The 18,529-nt window shown below is 38.3% G+C and carries 12 protein-coding genes and 1 pseudogene; 7 read left to right on the forward strand and 6 right to left on the reverse strand.

The features are described from left to right. Window positions 1-187: 187 nt before the first annotated feature. Window positions 188-2,326: a TonB-dependent receptor domain-containing protein gene (locus AC1M9M_RS09900; protein WP_035265267.1), complete on the reverse strand. Its 2,139-nt coding sequence runs from the start codon at window positions 2,324-2,326 to the stop codon at window positions 188-190. Between the two features lie 266 nt (window positions 2,327-2,592). On the opposite strand from AC1M9M_RS09900, the gene tig reads away from it, so the two are divergent. From tig to AC1M9M_RS09920, 4 genes are all read left to right on the forward strand, one after another. Next, window positions 2,593-3,924: a trigger factor gene (gene tig, locus AC1M9M_RS09905; protein WP_180028337.1), complete on the forward strand. Its 1,332-nt coding sequence runs from the start codon at window positions 2,593-2,595 to the stop codon at window positions 3,922-3,924. Window positions 3,925-4,116: 192 nt separating this feature from the next. Continuing rightward, on the forward strand, window positions 4,117-4,728 hold the full coding sequence (gene clpP, locus AC1M9M_RS09910; protein ID WP_035265270.1) for an ATP-dependent Clp endopeptidase proteolytic subunit ClpP: 612 nt from the start codon (window positions 4,117-4,119) through the stop codon (window positions 4,726-4,728). Window positions 4,729-4,761: 33 nt separating this feature from the next. After that, a complete protein-coding gene (gene clpX / locus AC1M9M_RS09915) occupies window positions 4,762-6,072 on the forward strand; it encodes an ATP-dependent protease ATP-binding subunit ClpX (protein ID WP_035265272.1) in 1,311 nt (436 codons plus the stop codon). Between the two features lie 138 nt (window positions 6,073-6,210). Further along, window positions 6,211-6,963 (forward strand): DUF2846 domain-containing protein, encoded by a 753-nt coding sequence (locus AC1M9M_RS09920; RefSeq protein WP_481591561.1) that lies wholly within the window; start codon window positions 6,211-6,213, stop codon window positions 6,961-6,963. A 27-nt stretch (window positions 6,964-6,990) separates the two neighbouring features. Here the strand turns inward: AC1M9M_RS09920 and AC1M9M_RS09925 are convergent, their stop codons facing one another. Both AC1M9M_RS09925 and AC1M9M_RS09930 read right to left on the reverse strand, forming a co-directional pair. Then, window positions 6,991-7,533 (reverse strand): DUF2059 domain-containing protein, encoded by a 543-nt coding sequence (locus AC1M9M_RS09925; RefSeq protein ID WP_481596242.1) that lies wholly within the window; start codon window positions 7,531-7,533, stop codon window positions 6,991-6,993. 71 nt (window positions 7,534-7,604) lie between these two features. Then, a complete protein-coding gene (locus tag AC1M9M_RS09930) occupies window positions 7,605-9,131 on the reverse strand; it encodes a fumarate hydratase (RefSeq protein ID WP_035265279.1) in 1,527 nt (508 codons plus the stop codon). Window positions 9,132-9,539: 408 nt separating this feature from the next. Here AC1M9M_RS09930 and AC1M9M_RS09935 point away from each other — a divergent pair, with 408 nt between their 5' ends. Then, window positions 9,540-10,535: an AraC family transcriptional regulator gene (locus AC1M9M_RS09935; RefSeq protein ID WP_481596243.1), complete on the forward strand. Its 996-nt coding sequence runs from the start codon at window positions 9,540-9,542 to the stop codon at window positions 10,533-10,535. Between the two features lie 239 nt (window positions 10,536-10,774). After that, window positions 10,775-11,605, forward strand: a complete 831-nt coding sequence (locus AC1M9M_RS09940) for an alpha/beta fold hydrolase (protein WP_481596244.1) — start codon at window positions 10,775-10,777, stop codon at window positions 11,603-11,605. A gap of 184 nt (window positions 11,606-11,789) precedes the next feature. Here the strand turns inward: AC1M9M_RS09940 and pta are convergent, their stop codons facing one another. From pta to AC1M9M_RS09955, 3 genes are all read right to left on the reverse strand, one after another. Continuing rightward, complete coding sequence (gene pta / locus AC1M9M_RS09945) at window positions 11,790-13,931, reverse strand: phosphate acetyltransferase (RefSeq protein WP_481596245.1); 2,142 nt, start codon at window positions 13,929-13,931, stop codon at window positions 11,790-11,792. Between the two features lie 56 nt (window positions 13,932-13,987). Continuing rightward, window positions 13,988-15,211: an acetate/propionate family kinase gene (locus AC1M9M_RS09950; RefSeq protein WP_035265285.1), complete on the reverse strand. Its 1,224-nt coding sequence runs from the start codon at window positions 15,209-15,211 to the stop codon at window positions 13,988-13,990. 383 nt (window positions 15,212-15,594) lie between these two features. Beyond that, window positions 15,595-16,860 carry a glutamate-5-semialdehyde dehydrogenase gene (locus tag AC1M9M_RS09955; protein ID WP_481596246.1) on the reverse strand — a complete coding sequence of 422 codons (1,266 nt, stop codon included), beginning with the start codon at window positions 16,858-16,860 and terminating at the stop codon, window positions 15,595-15,597. A 287-nt stretch (window positions 16,861-17,147) separates the two neighbouring features. Here AC1M9M_RS09955 and AC1M9M_RS09960 point away from each other — a divergent pair. Then, window positions 17,148-18,153, forward strand: a pseudogene (locus tag AC1M9M_RS09960) (alpha/beta fold hydrolase); the annotation flags it as partial. Window positions 18,154-18,529 lie beyond the last annotated feature (376 nt).

The raw sequence follows: 18,529 nt of genomic DNA on the forward strand, positions 1-18,529 counted from the left end.
TAAACTAAATAACGGAAGCTTAAATGTAATAATGTAATATTTTATGTATAAGTAAATGAATTTAAATAATATTGGAAAAATTAAAGTTTCTACATTTTTGTATGGCTATTTTTGATAGGGAATTAAATTTTAATAAAATAAAAAACCCTGCTAGCGCAGGGTTTTACTAGAGAGAATCTACCTAGAATTAGAAATCATATGAAATAGATAACCAGTAGTTACGACCAGCTAAGTATGTGCCTTCAGAGCTACGTCCAATTGAAAGATATTTATAAGCTTGTTGAAGATCGCCGTTAATATCTACATATTCCATATTTTGAGTAAAGTCTTTATCCAATAGATTGTTTACTGCAGCATTAATACGAATTTTATCGTTCAGTTGATAACTTGCACCAAGATTAAATAAATTATAACCAGAAAATTCGTTATTGGTTTGTTCCAAAATACTAATTGAGCCAGCGTCTGTAGGTTCACTAGTAAATCGAGGACGACCAGATTGATATTCATGTTGTAACCATAGGTCTAAAGAGTCATTAATGTGCCAAGTAGATGTTAGGCTAGCTAAATGTTTCGCAGTAGACTCTAAAGCATATCCTTTGTCTTGACCTTTAGTTATTTCTGAATCGGTATAGGTGTAAGCCGCTTTTAAGCTCCATTCTGGAATAATTTGATAATTTAGGGATGTCTCTAAACCATAAATTTCTGCTTCATCCGTGTTGAAACTCTTGCTATAAGAAGTTGCTTTATCACTAAGATTAGAGCAATCATTGGTGTTACAACTGAACGTTCTAGAAACGATCTTGTCTTCAACAACGTTGAAGAATGCAGTTGCTGTAAGGTTAAAATTATCAGAAGGTTGATAATTAAATCCAAGCTCATAGTTGATTGATGTTTCAGGATCTAAATCTGGATTTCCAAGACTCGGTGTAGCACCTTGACCACTATAACCATTGATTCCGTCGTAAAGATCCTTAGCGGATGGTGTTTTATAACCTGTACTTACGCCACCTTTGATCGTTAGTGCATCATTGGTGTTCCAAACTAAATAAGCCCGCGGACTAAATTGTCCACCAAATCCGCTATGATCTTCGAAGCGACCACCGAATGTGAAAAATAAGTTGTCTTTGAGTTGCCATTCATCTTCAGCGTAGAGAGACCAAGTATCCTGTGTAAATTCTTTTCCTATACCTGCAATATCATCTGCAATGGTTGTATCTTTGTATTCAGTACCAACTGTCAATTTATGACTTTTGATTGGTGCAACAATATGAGAGTCAATCACAAGATCTTTATTTTCGAGTTTTCGAGCTTGACCTGCTAACTCTGGGAATGCATCTGTTGGAATGGTGCGACCTTGGGTCTCTGTTGTGTTATGGCTTAGATAAGTTTTCCACAAACCAAAATCATAGTTACCATCATGACCAAGTGCAAATTGAGTTCGATTGAACTCAAGCTCATCGTTATAGCCTGCGATACCACCACGAGAAATAAAGTTTCCTAAACGTTGATCTGTGTTGTCATAGCGTTGGCTAGAATAAAAACCATCGATCCATAAAGCATTTTGTTCATCTAATTTAAAGTCTAATTTTGCACCATAATCATAATTATCTGCTTTACTTGGGCGTGGATCACGGCTAGTCGAACCCTCAACAATACGTTCAGAACGTTGACGATCCAAATAGCTACCTCTTAATTGTAAACCTAAGCGGTCATTAATAAGTGGACCATTAATCACAAAACTAGATTTCCAAGAGTCTGCTTCAGCATTACTTTCCATAATGTTGCCACTCGTTGTGACATTTGCTGACCACTGATCTGCAACTTTTTTAGTAATGATATTGATCACACCACCCATTGCTTCTGAACCATAGCGAGTAGCCATTGGTCCACGGATAACTTCAATTCGCTCAATAGCGGCTAGAGGCGGTAAAAAACTATTAGAGGTTTCACCAAAGCCATTAGGTGTTACATCTGATGAGGTTGTTTGACGGCGTCCATCAATAAGAACTAAGCTATAGTCATTACCAAGACCACGCATCTTAACGTTAAGGCCAGATGTTTTCCCAACTCCAGAACGAATATCAATACCAGGGACATCTGATAAAAGATCAGCGATGCTTGTCGCATTTTTCTTTTCAATATCTTCTTTAGTTACAACACTAATAGATGCAGGTGCATTTTTAATATCCTGCTCAAAACCCGCAGCAGAAACGACAATTGTCGAAAGTTGATGAGCACTACTTTCATTTGTGGTATTTGCAAATGTTACACCGCTAGACAAAGCGAATAATGCAACTGTAAGAGGTTGAAGCTTAAACTTACTCATATTATGTTCTTCCGCTGGTATGAGTGATGCTTGAGGGCATGATCAAATTTGATGCAAATATTAATGATAAACTTTATCATTTGCAATAAAAAACAAACAATAATTAAGAAAAATGAATTGAATATGGTCAAACCTTGTGAGCAAAAAAAATATTCTCAGGTTCATAAAAAAGATGGTTTGAAAAAGGTATTTTGTATATCTTTGATTGTTGTCATATAATGTGGCACTTTAAAAATTGCAATTACTATTTCTATATCGAGGAAGCCATGCAAGTAACTTCTGAAGCGGTTTCGGGCGTAGCCCGTCGTTTAAATGTATCTGTACCGACGAGCCGTGTTAATGAGCAATTCGAAGCTCGTTTAAAACGTACTGCTAAAACAGTTAAGATCAACGGCTTCCGTCCAGGTAAAGTGCCTTTAAATGTTGTTCGTCGTGAATACGGCGCGAGCATTTACCAAGAAGTGGTAAATGATGTTATTCGTGACACAGTATTCGAAGCAATTCAACAAGAGAAAATCAATGCTGTAGGCATGCCTAACATTGAAAAAGTTGAAAACAAAGAAGATGCTTTAGTTTATGAAGCAACTGTTGAAGTTTACCCAGAAGTTTCAGTTAAGTTTGACGGTTTAGAAGTTGAACGTAAATCTACTGAAGTAAATGATAAAGATGTAGATCAAATGATCGAAAATCTTCAAAAGCAACGCGCGACTTGGACTGAAACAAAAGGCATGGCTAAAAAAGACATGCAAGTTACTTTTGATTTCGAAGGTTCTATTGACGGCGAAAAATTTGAAGGTGGTTCTGCTGAAGACTTCAAACTTGTATTAGGTTCTGGTCGTATGATCCCTGGCTTCGAAGACGGTATCGTTGGTATGAAGAAAGGCGAAGAGAAAGTAATTGATGTAACTTTCCCTGAAGATTACCAAGCAGAAAACCTTGCAGGTAAATCAGCTCAATTCAAAATCACAGTTAAGCTTGTTGAAAAACAAAAGCTTCCTGACGTAGATGCTGAATTCCTAAAAATCTTTGGTTTAACTGAAGAGGAAGGTGTTGAGAAGTTAAAAGCTGACGTTCGCAAAAATATGGAACGTGAAGTGAAAAACGGTCTTCGCAATCAAGTGAAAGGTGCAACTTTTGATGCGCTTGTAGCTGCAAATGAAATCGAAGTACCTGCATCTATGTTGTCTCAAGAAATTGACCGTCAACGTCAACAAATGATCCAACAGTTTACTCAACAGTTTGGTGCTCAAGGCGCTAAAGCATTTGATTCAAGCATGCTTCCAGATGAATTATTCAAAGAGCAAGCTGAAAAATCAGTAAAATTAGGTGTTTTGGTGAGCAGTATTCTTGCTGAAGCAAAAATCGAAGTTGATCAAGCACGTGTAGAAGCTTATATCGAAGATATGGCGACTTCTTATGAAGATCCTACAGAAGTTATTGAATACTTCAAAAATGATAAGCAACAACGTGCACAAATCGAAGCTGTTGTTTTAGAAGACCAAGTTGTAGATCACATCTTAGCGTCTGCTAAAGTAACTGATAAAGCTGTTAGCTATGAAGAATTGTTGAAAGAACAACAAGCTCGTCAACAAGGCTAATCGGTTATCCGAAGGAAGAGGCGCTTAACGCGCCTTTTTTCTTGTAAAAAATATGGATCAACTTGTCCTGTATTCACAAAGCCTAATTAAAAAATATCTGATATTTAATGGTGAATATTTTGCATTTTCGACAATTATCCCTCATATTGTGAAAATGTATTGAGTGACAAAAAATTTAGGAATAAATAACGTATGTATGTTCCAACAATTGATAATGCTTTGGTTCCAGTTGTCGTAGAGCAATCATCTCGTGGTGAGCGTTCTTTTGATATTTTCTCGCGTCTTTTGCGCGAACGTGTAATTTTCTTAACGGGTGAAGTTGAAGACAATATGGCGAACTTAATCGTTGCGCAAATGTTGTTCTTAGAAGCTGAGAATCCAGAAAAAGATATTCATCTGTACATTAACTCACCTGGTGGTTCAGTGACTGCGGGTATGGCAATTTACGATACGATGCAATTCATCAAACCAGATGTCGTGACATATTGTATGGGCCAAGCAGCCTCAATGGGCGCTTTTTTATTGAATGCTGGTGCTAAGGGTAAACGTTACTGCTTAGAAAACGCTCGTGTTATGATTCACCAACCATTGGGTGGTTTCCGTGGTCAAGCTTCAGATATTGAAATTCATGCACGTGAAATTCTATTTATTAAAGAGCGTTTGAACCGTCTAATGGCTGAACACAGTGGCCAAGATTATGAAACTGTTGCACGTGATACAGACCGTGATAACTTTATGACCGCTCAAGCTGCAAAAGAATATGGTTTGGTCGATGAAGTTTTAACGAAACGTCCGCAACTTTAAGCTGTAAAGCATAGAAATTTATTTGGAGTGAAGATGTCTGAAAATCCTCAAGGACAAAAGCATTGTTCATTTTGCGGTAAAACGCAGTCTGAAGTGGGTAAACTCATTGCAGGCGAGGACGCTTACATTTGTAATGAATGTGTAGATGTATGCTTAGATTTAGTTCAGACGAGCCAGCAAGTCGAAACTGGTGAATGGGCAACTCGTCCATTACCCAAGCCGCATGAAATTCGTGCAGCTTTAGATCAATATGTGATTGGTCAAGACACTGCGAAAAAAACGCTCTCTGTTGCGGTATATAACCACTATAAACGTCTTAAAGTGACTCAATCAACTGCAAAGTCAGAAGATCGTGTAGAACTTGCTAAAAGCAATATCTTACTCATAGGACCAACAGGTTCGGGTAAGACTTTGTTGGCGCAAACTTTAGCGCGCTTATTAGATGTGCCATTTGCGATGGCTGATGCAACGACATTAACTGAAGCTGGTTATGTTGGTGAAGATGTTGAGAATATCGTTCAAAAATTGCTACAAAAAGCAGATTACGATGTTGAGAAAGCACAGAAGGGTATCATTTATATCGACGAGATCGATAAGATTACCCGTAAGTCTGAAAATCCTTCAATAACACGTGATGTTTCAGGTGAAGGTGTTCAACAAGCGCTTTTAAAAATGATCGAAGGCACGGTAGCTTCAATTCCACCTCAAGGTGGTCGTAAGCATCCACAGCAAGAGTTCATTCAAATTGATACGTCTAATATCCTGTTCATCTGCGGTGGTGCATTCTCTGGTTTGGAGCGTGTCGTGCAACAGCGTCAAGAAAAAGGTGGAATTGGTTTCACTGCTGACGTGAAGACTAAAGATGACTCTAAGAAGTTATCTGAATTATTTAGTCAGGTAGAAGCTGCCGATCTTGTGAAATTTGGTTTAATCCCTGAATTCATTGGTCGTCTGCCAGTGATTGCAACGCTCGAAGAATTGGACGAAGAAGCATTAATGCAAATTTTGACTGAACCAAAAAATGCATTAACGCGTCAGTATCAATACTTGTTCGAAATGGAAGATGTTGATCTATTATTTGAAGATTCAGCATTGCGAGCTGTTGCGAAAAAAGCACTTGAGCGTAATACAGGTGCACGTGGTTTACGTTCAATTCTTGAAAACGTCTTACTCGATACGATGTACGATTTACCAAGTCGCTCTGATATTGGTACTGTTGTGATCAATGAAGCTGTGATCAATGAAAATGCTGAACCAGAATATCGAACTGAGCGCCAACCTAAACAAGAACAACAAGTTGAAGAAAAGGTCGATTTAAAGATTTTAGATACTAAATCTGCTTAATTGATTGTAATTCATCTGAAACGCGTAAAAAGTCCCACTTTTTGCGCGTTTTTTGTTTTTAATCTCGGATTGAGATGATAATCTAACGATAACAAAAATATGACATAGAATAAAAAGTATTCGTGATGAGGGATAATCATGCGATCAAGCGTAGCAGTGTGTGCTTTGAGTCTGTTTCTTGTGGCATGTCAGACACATAAAGGGCTTAACGATAATAATCAAACTCATGTGGTTTCAACGTTAAAACCGGTAGATTTTAGTGAGAAAAAAACTTTTGTATCTCAGAAGCTAGCTCAATATAAAGTTGCAGGATTTGATCTGGGCTCATGGGTAAATCAAAAACCAGGACAGTTTTTCAGCCGTGTAAAACCTCAACATCAGCAAGCCGCAGTGTTGTATCTTTACCGTCCTGATAGTAAGTGGAATCGTCAGGAAATTATTGCACCGAGTTTTTTTCTAAATGGTAAGCGCATTCCGAGTTTAATCAGCAATCATTATTATTGGATAGAGCTGGCTGAAGGGGATTATCAACTTAGTATCAGTCGACCTTTAACTGTGATGCATTTTCAAAAACCTTTGGTTGCAAGTTTTAGTGTTAAAGCGGGGCAGCAGTATTTCTTAAAATATGAAGAAGAACAGTTTCGAGGTGGACCAAATGGTAGTGAAGATCTCCTCAGAGTTGGACCATTGATGCAAATGCCAACAAAACAGGCATTAAGAGAAATTGGCATGACTCAGTTGAAAACGCCTGGGCTTAACTATGTTGCCGTTATTCAACCGAACGGAACATTGCAAAAATCAAAAGAAAAAATTAAAAATAAAGAATATAAAGCCAGTGATGATGTGCGCTTAACAGAACCTTTTAAGATATATGATCCACGCACATGGTAACTCTGATTCAGCAGAATGGTTTTTAGCTTATTTCGAGTCAGTATGAATACTTTGTTTTTGTAGTTGTTCTAATTTCTTTTGGACTTCAGCAAAATTCTTTTCTGTAGATTGTAAAGAGCCTGCAAGTTGTTGATTCAGGATTTTCATGGATTCTTGAGCAACAAGTGGACCTTTATTTAAAATGGATTGACCTGTTGGAGAGGAATAAAAGTCGATCTGGGCTTGAACTTCTTCGGCATCATAGACATCTTTATAAATTTTCAGATAGATCGGTTTAAGTTTTTCCCAAGAAGTTTGCTTAATATTTTCTTGGTGAATTTTATCAGCCAGCTCATTGGCAATAACTTGTTGTTGTGGTGTTAATTTTTCGGCCTTAACAATATTTTGAACAATGCTATAGGCCTGTTGATCAATTTGAGGTCGGATTTGTTTAAGTGTACTTTGTAAGAGCTGATCTAAATTCAATACTTGTATGAGTTTTTCGATTTTTTGATCAGTCGCTTGAGCTGCCATAACCGCAGGTGAGCAGATCATGCATCCGCTCAAAAATAATGTTCTTAAAATTTTCATGAGTATTCTCGGTATAAAAAAGCACCCTAATGATAGAGTGCTTTTTGAACTTGAGACAAGTCGAATATTATTTATTGTGCAGCTGCATCTACAACTGGAATTTTACCAATTTTAGCCTGCCAAATTTTTGGTGCAGTTGCGTGAACTGATGTTCCGTTAACGTCTACTGCAACAGATACAGGCATATCTTTAACCACGAACTTATAGATTGCTTCCATACCTAAATCTTCAAAAGCGACAACTTCCGCTTCACGAATTGCTTTAGATACGAGATATGCAGCACCGCCTACAGCCATGAGGTAAGTTGCTTTATTGTCTTTGATAGCTTCAATCGCAGCAGGACCGCGGTCCGCTTTACCGATCATACCGAAAAGACCAGTTGCTTCTAAAACTTGACGTGTGAACTTATCCATACGTGTTGCAGTTGTTGGACCTGCAGGACCTACAACTTCGTCACCCACTGGATCAACAGGACCAACGTAGTAAATGAACTTACCTTTAAGGTCTACAGGAAGCTCTTCACCGTTGTTTAACATATCAACCATACGTTTGTGCGCAGCGTCACGACCTGTATAGATTGTGCCGTTAAGAAGAAGCGTATCACCTGGTTTCCAAGAGTTCATTTCTTCTTGTGTGATGTTATCTAAGTCAACACGTTTAGAAGAAGATGAGTCCCAAGTGACTTCAGGATAGTCTTCAAGTTTAGGTGCAATAATATTCGCAACACCTGTACCGTCTAGTGTGAAGTGTGCGTGACGAGTCGCAGCACAGTTCGGAATCATACCCACTGGTTTGCCCGCAGCGTGACAAGGGTAGTCTTTAATTTTGATGTCTAGAACAGTCGTTAAGCCACCAAGACCTTGTGCACCGATACCTAAAGCATTTACTTTCTCGAAGATTTCGATACGAAGTTCTTCAAGTTTATTTTGCGGACCTCGACGAAGTAGTTCGTCCATGTTGATCTCTTCCATCAATGCTTCTTTTGCAAGCATCATGGCTTTCTCAGCAGTACCACCGATCCCAATACCAAGCATACCAGGAGGACACCAGCCTGCACCCATGGTTGGTACAGTTTTCAGTACCCAGTCCACGATTGAATCGGATGGGTTTAACATAGCAAGTTTAGATTTATTTTCTGAACCACCACCTTTTGCTGCAACAGTGATATCTACTTTGTTACCTGGAACAAGTTTATGGTAGATCACAGCAGGGGTGTTATCCTTCGTATTCTTACGGCCAAAAGCAGGATCAGCAAGTACAGATGCGCGAAGTACGTTAGAGTTTTCTAAGTAACCTTGGCGAACACCTTCGTTAATCGCGTCGTCTAAGCTCATTGTTAAATCAAATTTAACGTCCATGCCCACTTCAACGAATACGTTGACGATACCAGTATCTTGACAGATCGGACGGTGACCTTCGGCACACATACGTGAATTGATTAAGATTTGTGCGATCGCATCTTTGGCAGCTTTGTTTTCTTCACGGTCATACGCACGACTCATTGCTTGGATGAAGTCTTGTGGATGATAGTAAGAAATGAACTGAAGCGCATCTTTAACGGATGTGATCAAGTCGTCTTGCTTGATAATAGTTGTCATACAAATATCTCTTGAGCGGGCTGATAGCTAGCGGGCTAAATTATAAGACAAAATGATTCAATTGTGGCTTTTTTGCTGAGGAATTGGGCGAAAGTTTAAGAGAGCAGATTCATTCATAGAAAAGTTAAAATTAATATTTGCTAATTAATTTTTTAGATGGAAATACGTTTACGTAATAAGTTGTTTAAGCTTTTTATACGTAACAATAATTTTTTTCAAATTTATCTCATAATATTTTTAGATTAAATGGGTGAAATTTCACTATTTTAGTCATCAATAATTCTAATACATTGACTTTATGAAATTAAATTTTGTTAAGATTTTCAATAGAAAGTATTAAGTAAATATTTATATAATTAAAAATCAATATTATTTATATATTTCATAAAATCTAGAAGTTAATTAAATATGAAGTCAAGTGACGCTGGAGTCTTTCTGAGTTATGCCTATATCACAATGCAACAGATGGGATTAAATGTAGAGCAAATTTTAGAAGATGTAAGATTGCCCACACAGTTGCCTGATAAGACAGTTCGCAGAGATAATTCATGTCAGTACCGATTTTGGAATACAGCGCAAAAAGTTTCTAATGACAGAGATATTGGTTTACATGTAGGAGAGCATTTTCCTGTAATTAGAGGCTCAGTGATTGAGTATCTGTTTTTGAGTAGTTCGGGATTTAAAGTTGGACTAGAGAAAGCTTTAAATTACCAAAAATTACTTTCTTCAGCTTTTCATTTTAGCCTGTTCACAGATGAGCATGTTGCTGGAATTCAAGGGTTCAATCATCCTGTTCGGCACTATTTAGAGATTGTGATCAGTGTGATTTTAAAGTTTTTGAAATTCATTACAGATGATCAATTCCGCCCAATTAAAATTTATTTACCCTATGAATATGGTGCGACATTAATAGAATACAAGCGCGTATGGGGATGTGAAGTTGAGTTGGGCTGTCCAGATGGGAAAATTATATTTGATGCAGCGTTGTTGAATTTAAAATTTGACTGGTATGAGCCTGAATTATTTGCCATCCATGAAACTTATGCAAAACGTCAGATGAGACAGGTTGAAAAATATGAACTTATTTCTGATATAGAACAAATTCTAGCTGATGTTTTACTCGAATCAGGCAATGTTCAATTAAAGCATGTGGCAGACAAGTTAAATATGAAGGTCAACACCTTGCGTGCATCTTTAAACGATATTGACACTTCTTTTGAGAAAATTCTAACTCATTATCGTATTCGGACTGCAAAGCAATTATTAGCATCCAAAGAGATTTCCATGTGCCATATTGTCAGCGTTCTCGGTTTCTCAGAGAGTTCTGTTTTTTCACGAGCATTTAAACGTTGGACGGGTGAGACACCTTTGCAATACCGAAAAAGAAAAATCTCCAGAAAATGATTCAATTGATACTTAAACTATATCATCTGAGTCAATTAAACTTATGCCAAATCCGTTACTTTAATCTGAGGTAGAACAGTTTTAACACTCTAAATGGTTACTTGGTTTTTAACACATTTAAGTTTTTAATGAAGTTCTAATCCTAATAAATCGAATTAAATTTTAAAAAATATTCAATTGCTTAAGAATTAATTTGATTTCATATTCAATTATTATTCAACCAATTTAAGGAGTTGAAAATGAGTTATGTAAAGACTAAAGACGGTGTTGAAATTTTTTATAAAGATTGGGGATCACGTGACGGTGAGGTTCTTTTTTTTCATCATGGGTGGCCTTTAAGTTCAGATGATTGGGATGCGCAAATACTTTACTTTTTAGACAAAGGTTACCGTGTAGTGGCGCATGACCGCCGTGGTCATGGACGATCTTCTCAAGTGTCTGAAGGTCATGATATGGATCATTATGCTGATGATGTTGCGGCTGTTGTAGAGCATTTGGGCATTAAAAAGGCGATTCATATTGGTCATTCAACAGGCGGTGGAGAGGTTGCACACTATATAGCAAGATATGGTGAGGAACGTGTCTCTAAAGCTGTTCTTGTGAGCTCTGTACCACCTTATATGGTGAAAACTGAAGATAATCCAAATGGATTGCCGAAAGCTGTTTTTGATGATATGCAGGCTCAGTTATTTAAAAATCGAGCTGAATTCTATCGTGCTGTACCTGAAGGTCCATTTTATGGCTTTAATCGTACGAATACGAAGCCGTCTGAACCAGTGATTCAAAATTGGTGGAGACAAGGGATGATGGGTTCTGCTAAAGCACACTATGATGGGATTGTGGCTTTCTCCCAAACTGATTTTAGAGAAGACCTTAAGAAAATTTCAGTGCCAGTATTAGTTTTACACGGTGATGATGACCAAATTGTTCCTCTTGATATTTCAGGAAAGTTATCGGCTGAATTGGTACAAAATGGAACTTTAAAGATTTATCCAGGTTATTCACATGGGATGCTCACTATTAATCCTGACGTGATTAATCCTGATCTTCTTGCATTTATTCAAAGTTAATTTTCGATCTTGTCTTAAACAAGAACTCTTTAAGAGTTCTTGTTTTTTTATATAAGTCTTTAGTTAACCTCATGATTCTAAGTTTCAACACGTAGGAGTTAATCATAGATCTCAGTGTTCTAAGGGATTTATTGAAAAAACCATCCTCACTTTCGCGAGGATGGTAACTCATATGCAAATCAAATTATTGGGCTTGTTGCTCAGCCTGAATCGCTGTTAAAGCAATCGTAAAGACAATATCATCGACCAATGCACCACGAGATAAATCGTTTACAGGTTTGTTTAAACCTTGGAGCATTGGACCGACACTGACCACATTGGCAGAGCGTTGAACTGCTTTATAGGTGGTATTACCAGTATTCAAGTCAGGGAAAATAAAGACATTGGCACGACCCGCCACTTGAGAGTCAGGTGCTTTAGAGCGACCTACACTTTCTACAGAGGCAGCATCATATTGAAGGGGGCCATCGATCAATAAATCTGGACGACGTTCTTTTGCGATGCGTGTTGCTTCAGCAACTTTTTCAACATCAGCACCTGTGCCAGATGTACCAGTTGAATATGAAATCATGGCAATACGTGGATCAATACCAAACGCTTTGGCTGAATCGGCAGATTGAATCGCGATTTCAGCAAGTTGCTCTGCATTAGGATCTGGATTGATTGCACAGTCACCATAAACATACACTTCATCTGGTAATAACATAAAGAAAACAGACGAAACTAAAGAGTAATCAGGTGCCGTTTTAATCAACTGAAATGCAGGGCGAACTGTATTGGCTGTGGTATGAACTGCACCTGAAACTAATCCATCCACTTGATCTAGTGCTAACATCATCGTTCCAAGAACCACTGTATCTTGTAACTGTTCTTTCGCTTGCAGTTCATTTAACTTGCCTTTACGCAACTCTACCATTTGCGCAATATAGTTGTCGCGAATGAGGTCTGGATCAATGATTTCTAAATCGTCAGGTAATTCAATCCCTCGAGCTTTGGCTACATCTAAAACTGCTTCTGGTTTTGCCAGTAAGATACAGTGAGCAATACCACGTGATTGGCAGATCGCGGCTGCTTGAATCGTACGAGGTTCATCACCTTCAGGAAGAACAATTCTTTTCTTCGCTGCAATTGATTTTTGTACCAACTCATGACGGAATGCAGATGGAGAAAGTCGTGGTTGGTATGAGCCATTCAGCAACTGCGTTACCCAATCCGCATCAATATGGCTAGATACAAATCGAGTGACTTGTTCAGCGCGAGCAGTATCATCTACAGGAATTTCATTGCTTAAATTAGCCAGTTGGGTTGCCGTTTCAAAGGTACTCAGTGGTGTGTGTAAAATAGGTAAGCCCTGTTTTATTGCTGCTTGGCAGAAAGCCAGTACTTGTTGATTAGGTGCATAATGTTCAGTCAATACTAAACCAGCAAGAGGGATACCATTGCTGCTTGCTAAACTACTTGCAAGTAAGACATCAATACGATCTGATGCGCTAATAATCAGTTCGCCTGCCGTGAATTTGTGCAGTTCGCGCTCGATATTTGAAGCGATCAGGCTACTATGCAGAACACGTCGTTGTGCAGCCTCACCTAAGTTAATCCATTCTGCTTGAATATGTTGCGCGATATCAGACATTCGCGGCACACTTAAAGTATTACTAAATGGTACTAATGCAATAACAGGAAGTTGTTCGGAACCAATCAGTGGATGTGTTTTTTGAATTTCCCCAACAAATTGTTGAGTCTCTTGTGTCAGACGCAGACTTGGATCAATGGTCACTGGAATCTGTGCAGACTCCTCGGACAGACCTTTGGTTCGCATGAACAGCACACCAGCTGTTCGGTTGCTGTTTGCTCCACCAAAATTACGTAATTGGGTTTCTACTTTTTCTGCTGTATAGGCTGGTTGTTTGATATCAGCATTGCTCACAATGATGACTTTCGCATCTAGTGCTTGAGCAAGTTGAGCATTCAGTTCAGATGCAAAACTATCACGACTGTTTGGAACTAACCCTTCCACAATAATAAGATCATGTTTTTTAGCAATTTGACGATGTAGACGAACAGCTTCTTCTAATAACTCATCACTTTCACCAGCATTTAATTGCTGAACTACATTTTGATATGAGATTGGTTCAACTGTTTCGTTCTGAGAAACATGGCGGAATAACGCTGTGGTGCGATCGAAATTTTCAGCATGTACTTCTTGTGAAAATGGCTTCACAAAACCAGCTTTTACACCTTGACACTCAAGTGCATAAATTAAGCCTAAACACGCTGATGTCAGACCTACACCTTCACCAGTTGGAACAAGTACAATTGTTTTCATATCATCAAAATCTATATCTAAAAATAAAAAATAAATATGTCTGCGTGGGCGGCTACTTAAGCAGTCGTGGTTTCAAGTTCAGACTTTTTTTCAGATGAATTCACATCTCCGATTTGATTCACCACATGTTCTGTTTCTTGTGCAATACGTCCTTCTTCATCTGTAGGAATGACCCAAATTTGCGGACCAGTACCATTATCAATGCGACCTTCTGTACCGCGAGCTAATTGGTCATTTTTTTCTTTACTAAAGTTAAAACCAAAATGTGGCAAATAAGATAATGTTTTTTCACGAATAAATGCTGAGTTTTCACCAATACCACCTGTGAAGAATAAGCCATCAAGACGAGGTAAACCACAGCTGAGTGCTGCTAATGATTTAGCAAGACGATAGCAGAATACTTCAATAGCAAGTGCAGCATCTTCATTGCCTTCTTCTGAAGCTTCGATAAGTGTTCGCATATCGTTTGACAGGTTTGAAAGTCCTAATAAACCAGATTGGCTATTGAGCATTCTGTCAATTTTGTAAATGTCCCATCCTAGGTTTTTGGCTAAAAAATTATGTAAACTTGGATCTACATCACCACTACGGGTACCCATCACTAAACCTTCGAGCGGCGTTAATCCCATAGAGGTATCAACACTTTTACCATTCCAAATTGCACAAGTAGAACTACCATTGCCTAAATGAGCGGTGAGCCAACCACCTTCACGGAAACTACCAGCAAGCTCAGAACCACGATCTGATACATAGGCATGGCTTGTACCGTGGAATCCATAGCGGCGAACATTATGTTCAGTGTATAAAAATTTTGGTACCGCATAACGATAGGCATGCGCTGGCATTGTTTGATGGAACGCTGTATCAAACACTGCAACTTGCGGTAAGTCTGGGAACAAACGTTTAGTCGCTTCGATCCCAACGAGATGTGCAGGATTATGTAATGGAGCTAAAGGTGTTGCTTCACGGATCTTTTCAATAATTTCATCGGTGATTAACTCTGCTTGAGTTAAAGAACCACCATGTACAATACGATGACCAATGGCATCAGGCTTGTGATTCGCTAAGCGAGATAATCCAACTTCAAGTGCTTCTTTGTGGTCTGCATTTGGAATACGAATATCAACTGGTTCGTTGCCTACAGTCACGCCTTTGATGCGCGCTTCTGGCGTACCTAAATTTTCAGCAAGACCATGAATTCGGAAATCTTGATCTTTAAGTAATAATGCAAACTTGATCGAAGAAGAACCGCAATTGATGATAAGAACTGAATGAGGCATGGTGTGTTCCTTTACTGGCAATTTTAATATTTCGTTTGTTTTCTTCCAAATGAACAAAAAATGTTATTTCTTGATCGTGAAGCATTTGTATCATGCGTTTTTTTATTGTCCTAGATAGACTTTAGGTGATTAGACTTAAGCACTATCGACCACTAAGGCAATAATAATTAAAATTTATAGTCTTTATTTATTCATTTATTAAATAAATGATGGTTATATTTTAATTAAATTGTATGCGTAAAACATAGCATGTATTGTATTTTTTATATACCACTTCTGCTTTGTAATTGATCTAATTTATACGTTTTTTATTTCGTTATAATGAGTTGAATCACTCAAAAACAAAGCCCTTTACTCAAAGGGCTTTGTTTTTTAAGTTAGGTTTATTGACGGATTTGGCCATCGCCTAAAACAATCCATTTTTGTGAGGTGAGTCCTTCTAATCCGACTGGACCTCTGGCATGAATTTTATCTGTTGAAATGCCGATTTCAGCACCTAAACCATATTCAAAACCATCAGCAAAACGGGTAGAGGCATTGACCATGACCGAACTTGAATCGACGCGAGTAAGGAATTTTCGCGCCGTGCTAAAGTTTTCAGTAATAATCGAATCAGTGTGATGCGATCCGTATTTATTGATATGCAAAATTGCTTCATCAACGCCACTGACTACTTTAACCGCTAAAATAGGTCCTAGATATTCCTCATACCAGTCTTCTTCGGTCGCAGTTTTAATATGTTCACCTAAAATTGCTTTGACTTTCAAGCAACCACGCAACTCAACTTGTTTTTCAGCATAAAGTTCAGCAATGCGAGGCAGAAAGTCGTCAGCAACTTTTTCATCAACCAGCAATGTTTCCATGGCATTACATACGCCATAGCGATGAGTTTTTGCATTTAACGCAATTGGCAATGCTTTTTGTAGATCTGCTTGAGCCTCAACGAAGACGTGACAGTTACCATCAAGATGTTTGATTACTGGAATAGTTGCTTCACGTGTAATACGTTCAATTAAGCCTTTGCCACCACGTGGAACAATAACGTCAACATACTCAGAGAGGGTAATCAATTGCCCAACAGCAGCACGATCAGCTGTATTTACAACCTGCACTGCGTTGACTGGTACTCCAGCTTGCTCTAAACCTTTTTGAATTGCGGTAGCAATGGCTTTGTTTGACTCTAATGCTTCTGAACCACCGCGAAGAATGATGGCATTGCCAGACTTTATCGCTAAAGAGGCTGCTTCTAGAGTGACGTTAGGACGTGATTCATAAATCATACCTACGACACCTAAAGGCACTCGCATTTTTCCAAGCTGAATACCAGACGGGCGATAAGCTAGGTCGGTAATTTCACCAATGGGATCAATTAAACTGATGACATCTTTAAGACCTTGTAACATTCCACTGAAGCGTGTGGGTGTAAGTTCCAAACGATCGAGTAATGCGCTGTCTAAATTGTTTTCATGACCACGAGTCATGTCTAGTTCATTCGCAGCTAGAATTTGAGCTTGATGGTCTTCCAAAGCGGTATGGATTGCCGTCAAAGCATTATTTCGTTCAAAAGTCGAAGATCCAGCCAAAAAGCGTGAAGCTTCACGCGCATTCTGACCGACGACTTGCATGTACTGTTCGATGGAGTCTTGCATAGCAGTTTAACTGATCATTTTAAAATCTCATTCAAATAGTAGCAGCGCAGATGACAACAATCTATGTTTATCAGCGAAAAAAGCTAAGTTGATAAAACTTGTAACTATTTTTAGAACCTAACGGCAGTTAAAAAAGATAAAAGGTGAATTCTTGCATTGCGCAGATTTCATGCATCTGTATAAAATGAAATGAATGTTAATTATGTTGCATAATCATAACGAATTGAGAGTATGATCAAATTAACGGCTGTGAAAACAAAACAATAAAGCCAAATGGAGATAAGGGAATGAATTCCATGATAAAAATGGAGCTTGAAGATTATTCAGCTGAAGACAGCACTCATTTTTTTGATCTGTACCATAAAAATAGTTTTAAAGAGCCGCCACGAACCACATGGATTGATGGGTGGAAAATTGAATATATGGCGATCGCATCGCCAGAAACACTGCATCAGACGCCAACGCTGATTGTCGGAGGCGCATTTCAAAATTTTAATTCATATAAATATTGCGTTGAACAGCTCTTCGAGAAAGGACCTGTTATTTTAATCGACTTACCATCTTTAGGTTCAAATCAACAAATCCACAATCGTGATACTGGAATTTCTGCTGGTACTCTAGAGCTACCAGAGCTTTCAAAAATGTTAGGTCAATGGTTGGATTTGGTGGAGATTAAGAAAGTCTCTGTTATGGGGATGTCATTAGGCTCTGTGGTTGCTTCCTGTTTTGCTCATTATCGTCCAGAACTGGTAGATCGATTAATTCTGATGGGCGTCATGCAGAAGACGCGGAAAAGCTGGCGTATGTTGCTTGAAGAGTCATTAATATTGATGCAAGAGCAACGTATGGATGAGTTTGGTCAGGCTGTCATTTTGTATTTGGTGAATCATGCAAAATTAGATCAAACGCGTATGTCTCCAACAGCTAAACGACTTTTTTATAAGCAGATGTCTGAGTTTGATATCGCTGAGCGTGAGCGATATGAAATTAACTGTAATCGTTTATTGCGTCTTTCCCATGTTCCAATTCCGATGTGTAAAACATTGGTAGCATGTGGTCAATTCGATAGTTTTACTTTGCCATTTGAGAATGCGAATTTTGCCTTGCAATGTCCAGATGTTGAGTTTGCAATGATTGCAAATGCGGATCATGTGCCTCAATTGCAACGTCGTAAAGAAACCATGAATCTTTTTACCAGTTTCTTAAAAGGCGAATCGATTCACAATCTAGATGGAATCATTTATTTAGATAAAGACCAAATGCAATCTTTGGATCGAAGGGGGGAAGTTCGATTTGCCCTTAAAAATGCGCATTCTGTTTTAATTCATCAAACAAATGCACAACGTTTTGAAGTTGAAATTAAAGACCTGAATTACTTTGGTGTATCATTCTTTTTGGATTACCCATCTCAAGTTGAAGTCTTACAGGAAGATGCTCGAAGTTTTGCAATTGAATTTGAGGATGAGCAAGGACATTTTGCTGTCGAATGCTTAATGTTCGATTTTATTGGAAATGAAGTAAGAGCATTATTCAAGCATGGTTATTTTGAAGTGGCTGATCGCTTACTTCAATTTATAGATACCCATAAACACAATGACAGCGTGGATTAGGCTGTCATTGAATTCATTTGAATCAAAAAATAGATACTTCGTAATATTGCTACGAATGA

Source organism: Acinetobacter sp. ANC_7503 (assembly GCF_056780035.1).